At 36.0% G+C, this 18,467-nt stretch carries 14 protein-coding genes and 6 tRNA genes; 5 read left to right on the forward strand and 15 right to left on the reverse strand.

What is annotated here, in order from left to right; translation table 11 throughout:
• Positions 1 to 17: 17 nt before the first annotated feature.
• Positions 18 to 93 (reverse strand) — tRNA-Gly (locus tag ACUTSE_RS15155).
• Positions 94 to 655: 562 nt separating this feature from the next.
• Here ACUTSE_RS15155 and ACUTSE_RS15160 point away from each other — a divergent pair.
• The 4 genes from ACUTSE_RS15160 to ACUTSE_RS15175 are packed head-to-tail and all read left to right on the forward strand — an operon-like array spanning position 656 to position 6,850.
• Positions 656 to 1,132, forward strand: coding sequence for a GbsR/MarR family transcriptional regulator (locus ACUTSE_RS15160; RefSeq protein ID WP_115091832.1), 477 nt, complete (start codon positions 656 to 658; stop codon positions 1,130 to 1,132).
• A 5-nt stretch (positions 1,133 to 1,137) separates the two neighbouring features.
• A complete protein-coding gene (locus tag ACUTSE_RS15165) occupies positions 1,138 to 2,295 on the forward strand; it encodes an efflux RND transporter periplasmic adaptor subunit (RefSeq protein ID WP_445640849.1) in 1,158 nt (385 codons plus the stop codon).
• A 3-nt stretch (positions 2,296 to 2,298) separates the two neighbouring features.
• A complete protein-coding gene (locus ACUTSE_RS15170) occupies positions 2,299 to 5,442 on the forward strand; it encodes an efflux RND transporter permease subunit (protein ID WP_445640850.1) in 3,144 nt (1,047 codons plus the stop codon).
• A 1-nt stretch (position 5,443) separates the two neighbouring features.
• Positions 5,444 to 6,850: an efflux transporter outer membrane subunit gene (locus ACUTSE_RS15175; RefSeq protein WP_445640851.1), complete on the forward strand. Its 1,407-nt coding sequence runs from the start codon at positions 5,444 to 5,446 to the stop codon at positions 6,848 to 6,850.
• A gap of 445 nt (positions 6,851 to 7,295) precedes the next feature.
• On the opposite strand, the gene cls is transcribed toward ACUTSE_RS15175, so the two are convergent.
• From cls to idi, 13 genes are all read right to left on the reverse strand, one after another.
• Entirely contained in the window at positions 7,296 to 8,777 is a 1,482-nt protein-coding gene (cls, locus tag ACUTSE_RS15180; RefSeq protein WP_445640852.1) for a cardiolipin synthase, read from the reverse strand.
• Positions 8,778 to 9,085: 308 nt separating this feature from the next.
• On the reverse strand, positions 9,086 to 9,955 hold the full coding sequence (locus tag ACUTSE_RS15185) for a hypothetical protein (RefSeq protein ID WP_445640853.1): 870 nt from the start codon (positions 9,953 to 9,955) through the stop codon (positions 9,086 to 9,088).
• Between the two features lie 186 nt (positions 9,956 to 10,141).
• Positions 10,142 to 11,236, reverse strand: coding sequence for a sialate O-acetylesterase (locus ACUTSE_RS15190; RefSeq protein ID WP_445640854.1), 1,095 nt, complete (start codon positions 11,234 to 11,236; stop codon positions 10,142 to 10,144).
• A gap of 5 nt (positions 11,237 to 11,241) precedes the next feature.
• A complete protein-coding gene (locus tag ACUTSE_RS15195; protein ID WP_445640855.1) occupies positions 11,242 to 12,366 on the reverse strand; it encodes a sialate O-acetylesterase in 1,125 nt (374 codons plus the stop codon).
• Between the two features lie 446 nt (positions 12,367 to 12,812).
• A tRNA-Thr gene (locus tag ACUTSE_RS15200) sits at positions 12,813 to 12,886 on the reverse strand.
• Between the two features lie 37 nt (positions 12,887 to 12,923).
• Positions 12,924 to 12,997: transfer RNA gene (locus tag ACUTSE_RS15205), tRNA-Thr, on the reverse strand.
• Positions 12,998 to 13,036: 39 nt separating this feature from the next.
• Positions 13,037 to 13,110, reverse strand: a tRNA-Thr gene (locus ACUTSE_RS15210).
• A 39-nt stretch (positions 13,111 to 13,149) separates the two neighbouring features.
• A tRNA-Thr gene (locus tag ACUTSE_RS15215) sits at positions 13,150 to 13,223 on the reverse strand.
• Between the two features lie 40 nt (positions 13,224 to 13,263).
• Positions 13,264 to 13,337, reverse strand: a tRNA-Thr gene (locus tag ACUTSE_RS15220).
• An 81-nt stretch (positions 13,338 to 13,418) separates the two neighbouring features.
• Positions 13,419 to 13,682, reverse strand: coding sequence for a hypothetical protein (locus tag ACUTSE_RS15225; RefSeq protein WP_002987118.1), 264 nt, complete (start codon positions 13,680 to 13,682; stop codon positions 13,419 to 13,421).
• Positions 13,683 to 13,738: 56 nt separating this feature from the next.
• Positions 13,739 to 14,707 (reverse strand): type I phosphomannose isomerase catalytic subunit, encoded by a 969-nt coding sequence (locus tag ACUTSE_RS15230; protein ID WP_445640856.1) that lies wholly within the window; start codon positions 14,705 to 14,707, stop codon positions 13,739 to 13,741.
• Between the two features lie 95 nt (positions 14,708 to 14,802).
• Positions 14,803 to 15,219 (reverse strand): 6-pyruvoyl trahydropterin synthase family protein, encoded by a 417-nt coding sequence (locus ACUTSE_RS15235; RefSeq protein WP_445640857.1) that lies wholly within the window; start codon positions 15,217 to 15,219, stop codon positions 14,803 to 14,805.
• 6 nt (positions 15,220 to 15,225) lie between these two features.
• On the reverse strand, positions 15,226 to 15,753 hold the full coding sequence (gene idi, locus ACUTSE_RS15240; protein WP_353103954.1) for an isopentenyl-diphosphate Delta-isomerase: 528 nt from the start codon (positions 15,751 to 15,753) through the stop codon (positions 15,226 to 15,228).
• A gap of 167 nt (positions 15,754 to 15,920) precedes the next feature.
• Here idi and ACUTSE_RS15245 point away from each other — a divergent pair, with 167 nt between their 5' ends.
• Positions 15,921 to 16,160, forward strand: a complete 240-nt coding sequence (locus ACUTSE_RS15245) for a hypothetical protein (RefSeq protein ID WP_445640858.1) — start codon at positions 15,921 to 15,923, stop codon at positions 16,158 to 16,160.
• 32 nt (positions 16,161 to 16,192) lie between these two features.
• Here the strand turns inward: ACUTSE_RS15245 and ACUTSE_RS15250 are convergent, their stop codons facing one another.
• Positions 16,193 to 18,427, reverse strand: a complete 2,235-nt coding sequence (locus ACUTSE_RS15250; RefSeq protein ID WP_445640859.1) for a S41 family peptidase — start codon at positions 18,425 to 18,427, stop codon at positions 16,193 to 16,195.
• Positions 18,428 to 18,467 lie beyond the last annotated feature (40 nt).

Here is an 18,467-nt window from a genome sequence, read left to right on the forward strand (position 1 = left end):
AAACTTTCATCAAGTTTTGGAGCGGAAGACGAGGCTCGAACTCGCGACAACCAGCTTGGAAGGCTGGAGCTCTACCAACTGAGCTACTTCCGCAATTGTGGATGCAAATATAAGGCATTTTTCAAATTTTATGCAAGAAATAAAAAGATATTTTTTTTACATCTGTTTCATTTTTTTTTCTTCATGCAGAATATCAACGAGATATCCTTAAACAAACGCCTAAAAAAAAACTTTTCTCCCCCTAATTTCGTTATAATCCCCTTCTTCTGAACTACTCATCTTCCTTTTTTTTATTTACACAACTGCATTTTCTACCCAATAACTCCCTATTTTTATGACGAACGGCGTTTAAATCAATCTTTTTTCCAAAATTAAACTCCTCCTAAAACCCCTTTTTACTTGTCAAATACGCAATTTTATCGAACATACTGTATTCATAAAACCAAAAAAAAGAAATATTTTTTGCGATTTTAAAGCCAAAATGTTCAAAATAAAACACAAAAAAAACCTTCCCAACCCTTTTTAACATTGACTTGCTACATTATTTAGACGACGTCCACATAATTTAAGAGAACTTTAAGTTTGTTTGGTTCGGAAAGAACAAAACTAACACTATCTTTGCCGTGTATAATTATTATTAAGAGTTATTTCCATAATGCAATACGATCAAAGATTAGTCGATTTGTTTCAAGACTTCTGTGCACATCATGAAGTAGTCTATCATTTCTCGCCTCTTACGGCTCAGATTTACACCTACATCATGTTCAATAACAACAGAGACGGCGTTACATTTGACGAACTTGTTGAACGACTAAACGCTAGTAAAAGTTCCGTATCGACGAGTTTAAATTTACTAATCAGCAACAATCAAATCGAACATTTCAATAAGATTGATGAGCGGAAGCGATTTTTTCGTTTAAACTCTAATTTTATTACTACCCGATTGGAGTTGATTAAGAACATGTTAGACAGAGAATCAACCTTAACACTCAAACTCAAAGGTTTTGTTGAAGAAGGGTTAATTAATTCTAACAACTGTCAAGCGAAGATGAAGCTCTACATTGAGCATCTAGAAAACAGTAAAATTCAGTTAACAAACACTATAGAAAAATTAAAAAGTACAAACCAGTAATTTATATGAAACGTTATTTGCATACTATCGTTCTTGGTTCTCTTTCATCATTAGCCGTAATTTCATGCGGTAAGAAAGAGCAAGCACAAGGAGGGCAAGGTCCAATGCCATACAAAGTTGTTCAAGTTCCAACACAAGATGTTGTGGGTCATACTTCGTACCCAACTACACTTCAAGGTAAAGTTACGAGTAGCGTTCGCGCAAAAATAACAGGATACATCCAAGAGGTGTATGTGGATGAAGGAGCAACGGTAAAAAAAGGACAACCTTTATTCCGTTTGGAGACCAATATTTTATCACAAAATGCAGATGCTAGTAAAGCAGCTATTAAAACAGCTGAAGCACAAGTAAATGTAGCACAAGTGAATGTAGACAAATTAATTCCTCTTGTCCAAAAAGGAATTGTAAGTAACATTCAATTGGAAACAGCAAAAGCAAATTTAGCTAGTGCACAAAGTCAAGTAGCAGCAGCAAGAGCAACATACAACAGTGTGGTTGCAAATGTTGATTTCTCTATTGTAAGAAGTCCAATAGACGGTATTGTTGGAGCTATTGCTTTCCGTGAGGGGGCTTTAATTTCACCTAGTGATCCTACTCCATTAACTACTGTTTCTGACGATAGCGAAGTATTTGCTTACTTCTCGATGAACGAAAAAGAGTACTTTAATTTCTTAGAAAAAATTGAAGGAAATTCGTTAAAAGAAAAATTAGGCCACTTACCAGAAGTGAAGTTACAATTAGCCAATGGTACGACTTACCAATATACGGGTAAAATCGAAACAATCAGTGGTCAAATTAACACGGCTACAGGTACAGTACAAGTACGTGCAGCATTCCCGAACAAAGACAGAATCTTAAGTACAGGAAATAGTGGTACATTATTAATTCCACAAACGTACAAAGATGTGATGGTTGTTCCAGAATCATCTACTTTCGAGCAACAAGGACAAGTGTATGTGTACAAAGTAGAAAATGACACCGTAAAATCAACCCCAATTGAAGTGATTGACCGTGTGAACAAATTAGCCGTTGTAAAATCAGGATTGGAGAAAGGACAAACAGTTGTAGCGACAGGATTAGGTACATTACGTAATGGTTCAGCTATTACGCCAGATCCAACTTCAATTGAAGAGATTAACAACAGCATCAAACCTACATTCTAAACTATGTTAAAGACATTTATTGAAAGACCTGTTCTATCGACAGTTATTTCTATCCTAATAGTAATCTTAGGGGTGCTGGGATTGACCGCACTTCCTGTGACGCAATATCCTGATATTGCGCCTGCAACAGTACAGATTAACGCCAGTTATCCTGGAGCGAATGCTGAGACTGTAATGCAAAGTGTTATCATTCCGATTGAAGAGCAAGTAAACGGGGTGGAAAACATGGATTACATTACTTCTACTGCCAGTAATGATGGTAGTGCGAGTATTCAAGTAATCTTTAAACAAGGGGTAGACCCGGATATTGCAGCAGTAAACGTACAGAACCGTGTAGCTCGTGCTACACCGCTTTTACCAGCGGAGGTAACCCGTTCAGGGGTAACAACACAAAAGCAACAAACGAGTGCTTTGATGTTCCTTTCGTTCTACTCTGAAAATCCAAACTACGATGCGGTTTACATTCAAAACTACATGAATATTAACGTTATTCCTGAGTTAAAACGTGTAAGTGGTGTTGGAGATGCGCAAGCGTTTGGTTCTCGTAACTACTCGATGCGTATTTGGATTGAACCATCAAAAATGAAAGCCTATGGCTTAGTTCCTTCTGATGTTGTTCGCGTATTAAACGAACAAAGTTTGGAGGCTGCTGCGGGACAATTGGGTGAAAATAATGCAGAAGCATTCCAATATGTTATCAAATACAGCGGTAAATACAAAACACAAGAGCAATATGAAAATATTGTAGTGAAGTCTTTAGCTAATGGACAAGTATTATTACTAAAAGATGTTGCTAAAATTGAATTAGGAGCGATGTCTTATGTAGGAAACTCAGAATTAGACGGACACCCTGCGGTTGCCATGGCTATTTATCAAACGCCAGGATCAAACGCGCAAGAAATTAATAAGCACTTACACAGTGAATTAGAATCTTTATCGAAAAACTTCCCAGAAGGAATCCACTATAAAGTATTGATGGATACAAACGAATTCTTGGATGCATCAATTAGTAAAGTAGTTACGACGTTAATTGAAGCATTTATCTTAGTATTCTTCGTAGTATATATCTTCTTACAAGACTTTAGATCGACGTTAATTCCGTTGATTGCGGTACCAGTTTCGATTGTAGGTACGTTCTTCTTCTTGAATGCCTTTGGATTCTCGTTGAACTTACTAACGCTATTTGCCCTCGTACTCGCCATTGGGATTGTGGTGGATGATGCCATCGTTGTGGTGGAAGCCGTCCACGCCAAGATGGAAGCTACCGGTGAAGATGCATTAGAGGCGAGTAAGAGTACCATGGATGAAATTTCTGGTGCGATTATCTCTATTACCTTAGTAATGGCGGCGGTATTTATTCCAGTAACGTTTATTAGTGGTCCAACAGGGGTATTCTATAAACAGTTTGGTATTACGCTTATTATTGCGATTTTAATTTCGGCTGTAAACGCCTTGACCTTGAGTCCGGCTTTATGTGCGGTATTCTTGAAACACCACGATGTAGTAGATAATGGAAAGAGAAAGAATTTACTTCAACGTTTCTTTAGAGCGTTCAACATTGCGTTTAACAGCCTTACAGAGCGTTATGGTAATTCATTCAAATTATTATTAAAACACAAATGGTTAACGTTTGTTGTTTTACTAGCGTGTTTAGGAATTACTTATTACTCAGCAAAAACAATGCCTACAGGATTCGTACCAAACGAGGACCGTGGATTTATCATGGGTAACATCGAATTACCAGCAGGTGCTTCTCAAGACCGTGTGGTAGCAATTCAGAGAGAATTCTCTAAAATTGTACAACAAATTCCAGGTGTTGATGGGGTAACTGTAGTATCAGGATTCTCTTTCATCAACGGTCAGGGATCTAACTACGGTATGGCGATGATTAAATTGAAAGATTTCAAAGAAAGAAAAGCGCCAGAATTAGCTACTGACGTAGTAATTGGAAAATTATTCGGTTTAGCAGCGACACAATTCCAAGATGCAAGAATGATTTTCTTCCAACCACCAAGTATTCCTGGTTTCGGTATGTCATCTGGTTTTGAGTTGAAATTATTAGATAAAACAGGAGGTTCTTTGACAGACTTTGATGAAAAATCAAAAGAGTATTTAGGAGCTTTAATGCAACGTCCTGAAATCATGTATGCGCAATCGTCATTTAACACGAACTATGCACAATATGAATTGGATTTAAACGTAGCTAGAGCAAAAGAATCAGGTGTTTTAGTAAGTGATATCTTCTCTGCTTTACAAGGGTATATTGGAGGTATTTATGCGGCTGACTTTACGCGTTTTGGTAAACAGTTCCGTGTAATGGTACAATCATTACCAGAATATCGTTCAGATGTAAACAGCTTGAATGAGATCTATGTAAGAACAGGATCAGGAGAGATGGCGCCAATTACACAGTTTGTTAACTTGAATAAAGTATATGGACCGCAATCTATTAACCGTTATAACTTATTTACCTCTTCAAATATTACAGGAGCTCCTAAACCAGGCTTCAGTTCTGGAGATGCGATTAAAGCGGTTCAAGAAGTTGCGGAACAAAACTTATCTGCAGGTTACGGTATTGACTTTACAGGATTATCTCGTGAGGAGATTAACGCGGGTAACCAAACCGTACTTATTTTCTTCTTGTGTGTGGTATTCGTTTATTTCTTACTATCTGCACAATACGAAAGTTATATGTTGCCATTTGCGGTAATCTTATCGTTACCAACAGGTATTATGGGAGCTTTCATTGCACAAAAAATTGCAGGATTAGAAAATAATATTTACTTCCAGATTGCCCTGGTCATGCTAGTTGGACTACTCGCGAAGAATGCCATTTTGATTGTGGAGTTCGCCGTTCAACGTAGAAGACATGGCGAATCGATTGTAGAATCAGCAATTAACGGTGCAAAAGCGCGTTTAAGACCAATTCTAATGACTTCATTCGCGTTTATCTTAGGATTAATGCCATTGGTATTTGCTGGTGGAGTTGGTTATATCGGAAACCGTTCAATTGGTACAGGTGCAGCCTTCGGTCTATTGATTGGTACTATCATTGGAGTGTTTGTAATTCCAGTATTATATGCAATATTCCAATATCTTCAAGAGAAAATTAAACCAATTAAATTTGAAGAAATTAAGTCTGAATAACATGAAAAAAACATATATATACAGAGCGATTCCTGTTGCAATATTAGGGCTTACCATGCAATCTTGTATAGTTGCAAAAAAATATGATAGACCTGACGTTATTCAAGAGGAACAATATAGAGGTAGCAATACAGCAGACTCTCTTTCTATGGCAACTATGTCATGGAAAGAGTTGTTCTCTGATCAAACCTTGATTCAACATATCGAGACGGGGTTAGACAACAACTTAGATATGTTAATCGCGATTGAGAACATTAACGCAGCGCATGCTTATATGCAACAAGGAAAATGGGGCTTTGCTCCTACCTTGAGTGTTGGTGGAAATTATACGCATAGCATCCAATCGAAAAACGGCCCACAGGGAATCCTTAGTGGTGACCAACGCATCAAAACAGACCTTTATGATATTACAGGTCAGTTTTCATGGGAACTAGACGTTTGGGGAAAGCTAAGAAGTAATAAGAGAGCTTTTGTAGCGAGCTATTTACAAACAGTATCGGCTCAACAAGCAGTAAAGACGCAACTAATTTCAACTATTGCAACAACGTATTTTCAACTTGTTGCTTTAGATAGACAAAAAGAAATTACAGAACTTACGATTGCTAATAGAAAGAACAGTTTAGAGACGATTCAAGCGTTGAAAGAATCTGGACAAGTGGATGAGATTGCAGTGAAACAAACTCAAGCACAATTGTACAATGCGCAAGCCTTGTTGGTTGACTTGAACAACAACATCAAAATCACTGAAAATACATTCAGCATTTTACTAGGACAAACTCCAGGTGAAATCAAAAGAGAAAAACTAAGCAATCAAAAAGTAAATACTGATTTAACAGTAGGAGTTCCGATGCAGTTGTTGGCAAATCGTCCTGATGTTAGAGCAGCAGAATACGGTTTAGTAAACGCATTTGAGATGACGAATGTAGCGAGAGCTAACTTCTACCCATCTTTGCGTTTAACAGCAAATGGCGGACTTCAAAGTCTTGATTTTGATGAATTATTCAACACCAACTCTTTATTTGCTAATTTAATCGGTGGATTAACTCAACCGTTATTAAATGGAAGACAAATTAGAACGCAACACCAAGTAGCTCAATCGAAAAAAGAGCAAGCGTACTTAGGGTACAAAAAAGCGATCTTAACGGCTTCTAAAGAGGTATCTGATGCGTTATACACGTATGAAAGTGCTTCTGAAAAATTAGATTTAAAGAAAAAAGAATACGAAGCTTATCAGTTAGCAACAGAATACTCTGAAGAACTATTAGTTCAAGGTATGGCTACTTATTTAGATGTATTAACAGCTAGAGAAAGTGCACTTGCTGCTGAATTAAGCTACATCAACACAGAATTGACGCAATTGACTACGTTAGTACAGTTGTATCGTTCATTAGGTGGTGGATTAGAATAAAACACACCAACACATCCATAGTTAAAAATAGCAGTGAGCGAAAGCCTACTGCTATTTTTTTTGGATATTGTTGAGTGTTTTTGAAGGGGTGAGGCGATGAGGGGGTGAGATTGGTGAGGGTTCGTGAGGTTCGTACTTTGTGAGATTTGCTCTTCGTGATTTTCCACGCAGTATCCCGTTTAGTATGGCTACACACCCAGTATGTCATCCCGACGAAGGAGGGATCGCATCTGTTACTCAACGCTTGTTACTCTAATCAGTCACTCCACACAGTACCCTCACAGCATGGCGTGAGCACTGGATGCGACCCTTCGTTACCTCAGGGTGACATACTGAGTGGTTACTGGGGGTGAATACAACGCTTGTTACGTTCCGATTTCACCGCCTGACCTCTCACCATCTCAACCTTAACCCATAACCTCTAACCCATCTCTCATTACCACTATCAAAGCAAAGGAGAAAGCAAACGCAAAAAGCTATTTTTCAATCGGTGCCATTTGGAGCGTTTGTTCCAGCGATCCAGTTTCAATTGAATTGAATTTTTACAGTCCTCTTCAAACATGGTTCGCATTTGATTGGCAAAATCCATATCATAAAGTACTACATTCACTTCAAAATTCAAATCAAAACTACGGTGATCTAAATTACAAGTACCCACAGAACTAATACCTGAATCGGTTACCCATGTTTTAGCGTGGATAAACCCTTTTTTATACAAGTAAATTTCAACACCCGATTCCAATAACTCTTGGAAATAGGATTCAGAAGCTAATTTAACAGTTAGTGAATCTGTAATTCCTGGCAATAAAAGCTTTACTCTTTTTCCACTAAGCACCGCCATTTTAATTGCTAGTTGAAGTGATTCATCGGGGATATAATAAGGGGTTGTGATACAAATTTCATTCTTTGCAGCCTGAATGGCTTGTAATACGCTAAACAAAATAGAAGGAACATCCGAATCTGGTCCGGAAGCAATAACTTGTAAGGGTAATATTTTTTGTTTTCCCATGTGAATTTTAGGAAAATAATCTGCAGAGAAATTAATATTTTCTTTGCTACAAAAGTTCCAATCTGTTAAGAAAACATGCTGTAAACCATAGGCACCACTTCCTTCAATTCGAATATGTGTATCACGCCAAAAGAAATCGTTTTCTCCTTTTCTGCTATTGTCATAGCGATCTGATATATTGATCCCTCCTGTATAGGCAATTTGTCCATCTATCACCACGATTTTACGGTGATTGCGATAGTTTAGACGATTTGCTAAAGCCAATAGAATAATTTTGTTAAAGGCAAAAGCTTGTACCCCATTTGCACGAAGTTCTTTCACAATATTCTTGCGTATACTTCGACTACCAAAATCATCATAAATAAAACGCACTTCTACTCCTTCTTGTGCTTTTATTTTTAGCAAATCGGCAATTTCTTTTCCTATTTCATTATTCTCATAGATATAATACTCAATATGAATATGGTGTTTCGCCTCTTTAATATCTTGTAATAAGCGCGGAAAAAAAGCTTCCCCATTTTGTAAGAGTTCTACATCATTATCAACCAAAAGCGGACCTTCGCCTACAATTGCATTAGAGAGCAATTGAACAAACGAACGATGTTGATCAACAATAGGATGTCCTTGTTGCGTTAAATCAAGGTGTATTTCGCTAATACGCTTATTGAATCGCTCAGCATAGTTGTCATTAGCGATTAATTTTTTAGAATACATTTTTCGTCGTCGGTAATTGATACCAAAGGAAAAATAGAAAATAATTCCAAAAATAGGAACAAAGAATACTAGGAGTAAATAGGCTAATGTTTTGGAAATCGAATCCGTGTCATAAATAATTCGAATAGACACGAGAATTGCAATGATAAAGTACGCGACTTCCCAATAAATGATCCACTCTGATTCGAAAAATAATGACATCATAGTTTGAATTCTTTACGATAAAGTAAAAGTATTTGCCTTAAAAGCGAACCTAAATTTAAGCATTCTTTTTCTAAACTTATCTATGTTTACCTCTAAAACGCTTTGATTCGCTTAACTACAGTAATTTTATGTAGTACATTTGCTTGTTCTAGCTCCTATACAGGACAGTCTTGTTTTGAATTAATTTTTATCCTACTAAAGAAGAAACTTTCCTTTACTATAATCTAAACTTTTTAAAATCAACTTACTCATAGTATCATTTCATAAGCGCTAGAACAAGCCTAAATGCTTCTTGATCACGCTCGTTTTTAACCCAATCGTTCAACGTGAATAACTATATTTTCAGATGCAACATTAGTTGCTCTAGATGCAGTACAAGTAACTCTGTACATTTCACCTGTACGTTGAATTGTTATAAGACTCACTTGGGAGTGATTATTTCCAACTATAAAAATAGGTTTTACAACAAAGGTATTGTCTCTATATACATATTCCCATTTACCACTATCAATAAACTTACCATCAAAAAAATTCTCATATTTTTTCTCATTATTACTAAAAATATAACTATGTAAACTTATATCGGCAATTATATAATCTTTATAAGTTTGATGTGACATGATTTGTAAATACATTTGTCCACTACTCTGCGATTTACCTTGTACTATTCGAAAGCTATAATTTCCAAGACGAACAACCGAATTTTCTGTAATTGAATTATCTATTTTCACCTTTTTTCTTGCATGATTGTCATAATCATATACTACCCAATTATTTTCTTTATTTGCTACTACATGCATATGTTGCCCTGGATAAATAATAAAATCAGTTACTCTATTTGGGTATTCTCCTCCAAATTGTAAAAATTGCTTCCCTAATGTTCTTATCTCTAGATTTTTGTCTTTTGATAAATTTTTAATGTTGTACATTCTTCCAAAAGAATCTCCAGAACCTTCAATTGAAGGTAGATAAAATACTCCTTCCCTACTGTTTCCTCGATAACTAATATTACAATCATCCTGTTGAATCGCATAAGTTGAATTTATTATTTCGCGATAATTTGCCGAAATAGATCCTTGTACAGTTAATGTACTAGTAATTTCAGTCGTATTTACACCCAATTGTGCATAACCCAAACTACAAGCACTCATAAAAATAATTAATACTTTTTTTTTCATGTGTCTTTCATTTAAAGCACAAATAAATCGACAATATGAAAAAAGGTTACTCCAAAGTATCAAAAATGAAAGAACAATTTTAATTGTATCTTTTTACAAATGGTAAAACAGCTATACCTAGATGGTATTAAACTAAAACAAAAAAGAGTAGTTATCAACGAACTACTCTTTTCTCTATTCTCATTTTTAGCGATAAAAACGGTAACTATGGGTAAAATCATTGACATCTGTTATTTTTAACTGATAGGCTTGATTATCCAAAGGCAACGTTTCTACTTCAACGGAAAAACTATTACTCGTAATTTCATCTACTGTTAATACAGGCGTATTATTTGCATTATAAATAATAGCCGATTGTATATTTTTATTTGCAGTAACCTCAATTTTATCTACGGGTATCTCTTGTAAATCGTCTTCTTTATATTCAAACTCATGGTATCTTGTAATAGACACTTTAAATCTCATTCCATTGGATTCATTAAACGCATTAAAGTATCTTTTTCCCATCTCCCTTTGTCCAGCTGCATCAAAGTGAATTTCGTCGTATCCATTGTTTGGTTTATCAATTACTGTAGGGAATTCTGGATCAGCATACCTCGTATTATTTACTCGATTGGGTGTATCCTTAATAATAGCTTGTTGTTCCCCTCTCTTCGGATTACGGCTCACCCAATATGGAACCATTCCTCCTAAAACAAAAGGAACTTCTTCTACATTTTGCTGGTGAATATCACTTCTCATATCAGCAATCATCGTATCCAATGTTTCTTGATACGGCGCCCATCCAACATTTGCTTCTCCATGATGCCATAAAATAGCAACCAATCTACTTCCATGAATGTTGTCCAACACATAATTTAAACGCTCCATGGCATCTTTATATAAATTCCCTCCTTTTTTCCAATTTAGTATGCTACTTCCTGAATATCCAGCAGGAATAATTAATACTTTTCTATTAGAATTAGTCAGAATTTGTGTTGCATAAAGATTCGAAAATGTAATAGCAAAACTATTGCGATTGGTACTTTTTGTCCAGAAATCTAGTGCTGGTTTTGCTTTATCAATACGATAATCCATTCCGCTTTGTCTATGTATTGCATACACTTTCGCATTGACTGTGTCTAACTGTGCATCTAATGGGTACCCATAATGTGTATTCGATTGTCCTGCAACTAAGATTACGTCATACCCTTCACTTACATCCAAACAAGGATCTACTTGTTGTTGAGCAAATGAAATATTGACGAAAAATAAAGTTATAAAAAGGTATAAATATCTCATCTCAATTATTTTTTAATTATTTTAATCTGCTCTATCGTATGATCTTCCAATGTAATACGCGCAACATACAAGCCATTTGGCAAATTAGCGATTGCAATCGTAATCTCTGATTGGTTGTATGAATGACTAAACACACGGGATTGAATTTGGTTGTAAATTTCGACCTGTTTAATCTTTTGAATAGCAACAAGATTTACAACATCTGTAGCTGGATTTGGAAACAATTTAGTAGCATTAGATTCAACCTCAATTGGCTGTTCTGTTACAGCTAAATGTTGCATTGCACGAGGTTGTCTATTTGTATCAGCTAAAGTACGGTACTCATTAAAATAGCGAATTCCCATTTCTCTTTGTCCCGCACTATCAAAGTGGATCGCATCTGAATTATTGTTCGGTTTTGCAATAACAGTTGGGAATTCTGAATCAGCATATCCAGTATTAGCAACACGATTAGGCGTATCTTTAATAATCTCTTGTTGCTTTCTTCTATTTACATTCTGATTCACCCAATGCGGAACCATACCACCAACAATAAAAGGAATTTCTTGTCCATTCTCTTGGTGAATATCATTTCTCATATCGGAAATCATACCATCTAGCGTTGTTTGATATGGATTCCATCCAACATTTGCCTCTCCTTGGTGCCACAGTATAGCTACTAGCTTACTTCCTGGAACGTTATCTAATACATAATTTACACGCTCCATTGCATCATCATAGTATTTCTTTCCTTTTGTCCAGTATGTAATACTACTCCCTGAATATCCACATGGAATAATAAGTACTTTTCGATTATTATCTTTCAAATATGTATTGATATACAGATTTGAAAATGTAGTAGCAAAACTATTTCGGTTTGTTTGTCTCGTCCAAAAATCAAGAACTGGTCCCGCTGGATTAATTCTATAATTCTTGCTATCATGTCGTTTTAATTCATATACACGAGGATTTACGGTATCCAATTGCGTATTAAGAGGATATCCATAATGTGTATTAGATTGACCACCAACCAGTATGACATCATACGATAACTCATTAGCATCAAGCGCACAAGTTGTGTCTTGAGCTTGTAGTGCATTACTTCCTAACAAGAATAGAAAGGCACACAAAAACGTCAGTTTTCTTCTCATTATTTTAAATTTTGAATTATTTTAACTACAAAAGTATATTATTATTTTAAAAATTAACAACTTTAAACTTAAAATAAATGAATTTTATTTTAAATTATAAAAATATTATCTAAAATAGATTATAAAAGCAGAAAAAGTGGCAAAATTTGTTTTTGTTCCAAAATCAGGAAACCAATAATAGTTATTAGGTGTGTTTTTCTTTTCCTTCCTTAGTCAGGATAACAAATCTTTTTACTTTCTAGATACATACGAAAGATTAAGCGCAAAATTTAGGGAGCTATAGGGAACTACAAAAAAACGGATCAATTGGTATTACTCTGCACCGTTTACTATACTGACGGCGGAAGAATCACATCCGTCTATCAATGCTTGTTATTCGTATAGTACTTTAAAATGAGGAGAGGGATAAAAACAAAAAAGCCTCCTAATTTATTAGGAGGCTTTTGAGCCGATGGAGGGACTCGAACCCACGACCTGCTGATTACAAATCAGCTGCTCTAGCCAGCTGAGCTACACCGGCAACTTATTGCCTTGCAATACTTAATTTTCAAAATTTGAGCCGATGGAGGGACTCGAACCCACGACCTGCTGATTACAAATCAGCTGCTCTAGCCAGCTGAGCTACACCGGCGACTCAAATTGCCTTGCAATATTTAATCTTCAAAATTTGAGCCGATGGAGGGACTCGAACCCACGACCTGCTGATTACAAATCAGCTGCTCTAGCCAGCTGAGCTACACCGGCGACTCAAATTGCCTTGCAATACTTAATCTTCAAAATTTGAGCCGATGGAGGGACTCGAACCCACGACCTGCTGATTACAAATCAGCTGCTCTAGCCAGCTGAGCTACACCGGCGACTCAAATTGCATTGCAATATTTAATCTCGAAAATTTTGAGCCGATGGAGGGACTCGAACCCACGACCTGCTGATTACAAATCAGCTGCTCTAGCCAGCTGAGCTACACCGGCGACTCATTTTTCGAGTGCAAATATAACACGCTTTTTCAATCTTCCAACTGATTCTGCGTGTTTTTTTTCGCTTTATTTTAATTACAAGTTGTTTATTTTTTCAACTAATTGACCTGCAATATTTTCCAACTTTACAAAAACACCTTTAAAATGTGCTTTTTTGTTTTCTACTCCTTTTGCATTGATGTCAACGATCAATTCGTCGAAACTTGTCAATGCTTCTTCAATCAATGCAGATGTTTGCTCTGTAGCACCACCTGTTGTCAATTCGTGGATATAAATTGCTTCAATGATATCTCCCAATACTTGGTGAACATCTTTCTTAAGTCCTCTTACACTTGCCATAATAATTTATTTAAATTTTAAACAAAAGTACATATTATCTTTTCGATATCGGTGGTCTAATCGATATATATTTCTAACAACGTTGCATGACCAGTTGCAACTAAATTTTTCACTGATGCAGGAATCAATACCGTTTGACCTTTCTTAATTCCACACGTCAAGGTATTAATCTGAAGCTCACACGCCCCTTCTGTACAAACATAAAGGTAAAAGCGATCTAGTGGCTTCTCTATTTCATATCGTTCTTCTAAAGGGATTAAATTAACCGTAAAAAACGGGCAAGACACCACAGGATTTGCTTGATTAATATCTTTCGTATAAGAAAGTACAACCTGTTTTTTCTCGTAATTAATCGCCTCTAACGCTAAATCTACGTGTAATTCTCGGGTTTGTCCTTCGCTATCTACCCTATCCCAATCGTACACGCGATAGGTAATATCAGATGTTTGTTGGATTTCAGCTAGCAAAACTCCGCCTCCTATGGCATGAACAGTTCCCGTTTGTATAAAAAAAGCATCGCCTTTTTTTACGGGAATCTCATTTAAAATAGCTGGTAATGTCTTGGTGTGTAAATGTTGTAAATAATCTTGTTGAGTCACCCCTTCCTTAAAATCTACTACCACTCTAGCACCTGGATCCGCTTGCATGACATACCACATTTCGGTTTTCCCCAAAGAGTTATGTCGTTCTCGCGCTAATTCATCATTGGGGTGCAACTGAATCGATAAATCCTCCTTTGCATCTAAAAACTTAAACAACAAAGGGAATTGGTATCCAAAAGTCGATACAATATACGAACCTAAGATATCCTCTGGATAGGTTTTAATCAGTTCTTCTAAGCTTTGTCCTTTATAACCGCCATTGGAAACAAGGCTGACATTTTCTGGAACATTTGAAATTTCCCAGCTTTCTCCAATTGAATCAGAAATCTGCTGTTTACCTAAAACAGTATGTAATTTCTCCCCTCCCCAAATTCTATCTTTTAGGATGGGTTCAAACATCATTGGATATTGTATAAAACTCATAGGCTTAACTTCTTCCTCATTTTGCAGTAGTCCACAGAAGGAACACTGCATAAAACAAGACGCAAATGTACAACTTTTAATGAATACTAAGTATGTTAAATCCCCTCCCCTTTAAAAGTTACAAAGTTTCTAGAAGTTTCATACAAAACCACCTCTAAATCTTTATCTTTATCAATAAAAGGCCTTAATTTTTGCCAAATCACTACTGCAATATACTCTGCAGTCGGGATTAGGTTTTTGAATTCTATAACATCCAAGTTTAAGTTTTTATGGTCGAAAGCTTCTTCAATCTCCGATTTTATCAAATCAGACAAGATTTTCAAATCCATCACAAATCCTGTTTCTGGATCAACTTCACCCGTTACATGAACGATTAATTCGTAATTGTGTCCGTGAAAATTAGGGTTATTACACTTGCCAAATACAGTCTGATTTTGCTCATCGGACCAATCTGGACGATGTAAGCGATGTGCTGCATTAAAATGTGCTTTACGGCTAACTGTTAATCTCATGATGTCTTAGATTTTATGTGCTTCGATATGCGGGTAAAACTTAGCAAAAATAATCTTAAACCAAGCAGTATACAATTGAGGATTCGCTTCCATGTCATTTTTCACCTCTTCAATTCCCATCCATTTCCACGCTTCTACTTCTTCAGGGTTAATTGTAGGTTCTCCATTATAATATCCTACCATCACATGATCAAATTCATGTTCCGTTAGCCCATTGTCAAAAGGTGCTTTATAAATGAAATGAAAAACATCTTTCAATTCTACTTCAAATCCCATTTCTTCTCTCAATCGACGTGTTCCGGCTTCGATATTGGTCTCCCCAACTCTTTGATGACTACAACAAGTGTTTGCCCATAATAAAGGTGAGTGGTACTTCTCCGCTGCGCGTTGCTGTAACATAATTTCATTTTTATCATTAAAAATGAATACAGAAAACGCTCTATGCAACAAAGCTTTTTCATGAGCCTCTTGTTTGCCCATGGTACCTACTTGTTCATCTTGCTCATTAACTAAAATCACTTGCTCTTCAATCATACCTAGTTTCAAATTTATTTTACTTCCAAAAGTACAAAAAACAAAATAGGAAACCAATGCTCTCAAGGAGTTTAAAAATTGCATTTTCGCTTTGATGCTTTCTAAAGATTACTGAAATTCCGTACTTCCCACACATTTTATTTACCTTTGTTTCTTTTATAAGACCTATGGAAAGATTAATCAAACTAATTTGGGATTTTCGCGGTCCTGATGCCGAAAAAATAGCGGATCATCACGTGATTCATTTACGCGAATTTGTCGCTATGGAAAAACTACCGTTAACCCTTATAGACAAACAGGTATTAAATGACGTACACAGCATTGCTTATCTCGTTGTTAATGATGAGCAAATGCGCACCTTGAGAGATGTATTAAAACCACATCGAGGAGAATTATACGAGCAATAAAAAAAACCTAGGTAATCACCTAGGTTTTTCTATTACTTTTTCCCGTTATTAATCAATTTTATTGCTTTTTCTAACACTTCATCCTTACCTTCTTTAATACCCTGTATCGTTGGCTGAACAACAACATCTGGCACAATACCAACACGTTGATTTTCTGTACCATCTGGATAATACACACCGATACCTGAAATCATAGTTGACAATCCTCCAGGCAGGTAAAAACTAGAAACATTCCCATCCGCACCAGCTGTTGTACTGCCTACAATCGTTGTGTTTTTTCCTGCTCTAAAAGCCATAGCGGTATATTCCGCTTGACTTTGGGAATATTCATTTACCAATACAATCAATTTACCTTTATACTGTTCTTCATCCTTTGGAATTTCATACACTGGAGTAAAAATGAACGCTCCCGGATTATTGATATCAACTTTCGTAAACTTGACAAATGGCGTTGCTTTATCTACAAACCACCCACCCAAATCAAACACAGCAAAAGCAGAAGGATAATTTCGAATATCTACAATAATTCCTTTCGTGTCTTTGAAGGCGCGTTTTATTTCTGGCATATCTTCTGCTTTAATATTAGCTAAAGTTACATAGCCAATATTGTCATTCAGCAACTTGAAACTCTTTTGTTGTTCATCAACTTTATACCAACGATATCGATTCAGTTTTCCTTTTGGATACAACACAACATCTATTTGCTTTGTTTCCCCTTCTGTTTGATAACTAATCGACACATAAGGATTTGATGAACGCAATGCATCTTCTGCTATATCTCTCAAACGAGCAGCTTCATTTGAAGCAGGATAATAACTGCGCAAGCGATTGATTAGAGAATCAATGGTTTCTCCATTAATATGTGTGATTACATCACCTATTTTCAGCTGTGCTACTTCTGCTAATTCAGGGTTATAATAATCAACAACTACCAATTGACCTTCAATAAACCTTACCTTGAAAGGCGCAAAATTACCTCCTTGCGCTTCATTAAACTTATCTCCCCCACCCCATAAATTAGCATGACTATCTTGAACTTCACCAATGAGCTGAATTGCTACAAGCTCGTATTCTAACTCGTTTTTTGCTTCTAGGAATTTAGGAATGTATTCTTTTAAAACTAATTCCCATGTTTTATCAGTCAAATGCTTATTAGGAAAAAAGTATTCAATCATATTCCAATACTTGTAAACAGCTAATAATCTATAACCATCATCTGGATAAGGCATATTGTCATAGGTCTTTTCATTGGTAAAACGCGGATTCCCCACATTAGGTTCAAGCCCTACATAATAATGTTCTCCTTGATTTCTATTGTCATACAAATTTTGAAGAGCTTTTTGCAACTCTTGTGATGCATTAAACTGCTTAATCCAAGATAAATCCGGTTTTAAAAAGGCTTCTTTAGGGGTTGGTTCACAAGTCTTACATTTCTCTAATTTACCATATTTTGTCATCCACGAAACTAATAACTCATCTCTTTCCTTGATGTCCTTCACTTTTAAGTAGTCCGGCAATAAACGAAATAATTCATAATCCCAGTTGTAATTGCCTTTCGCAACTTCTGGATGATAGTATTTAATTGCTCCCCATAATTTTCCTAATAATTCCAAATTAGAAATTACTTGTTCCGATAAATCCGAAATTTCAATTGTAGATCCATCATTAAATTCCTTGTCTAGATCAGCGGGTAATTGTTCTCTTTCTAACACTTCTAAGGTTGGATCATCTAGAGTTTTACCATCAATAGTCACCGTAAGATTGTCTAGCCACATTTTTCCATTTCCTACTAACAATGCTCCCAAGACAATTTGATCTGTTTGCTCAGGCGATAAGGGCAGTATAATTTCATAAGCTGTCCAATCCGTAGTACCTTTCACCCCCTTATCAAACATATTATCAAACCCCACCTCAGGATCGATACGCACCCACAATCCTGCGTATCCTTCCGCAACATTTTCTGTTTTCATGTAACCTGCTAATCGGATCTCTTTCCCTTTGTAATTAGCTGGTAAAGAAATAGCTAAAGCTTTAAACCCTTCTTCTTTTGATGTACTTTCGAGTACAACAGCATAATGCCCGCTTTTCACATGAACTGAATCCATGTATATTTTATACTCTTCATTCCCCATCGTACTCCAATGCAAGGGAAATCCACTTTCGACCTGTTCAAAATCAAGATTGAGTTCTTGTAGTGATGTTTTTTGCGCATAACTAATACTACAAAACAACAAAACCGCAAACACACTTTGTCTTATTTTATTCATTTATTTATTATTAATTATTATTTTATCCCCATACTATTAA

This window comes from Myroides sp. TSA_177.3 (assembly GCF_052691955.1).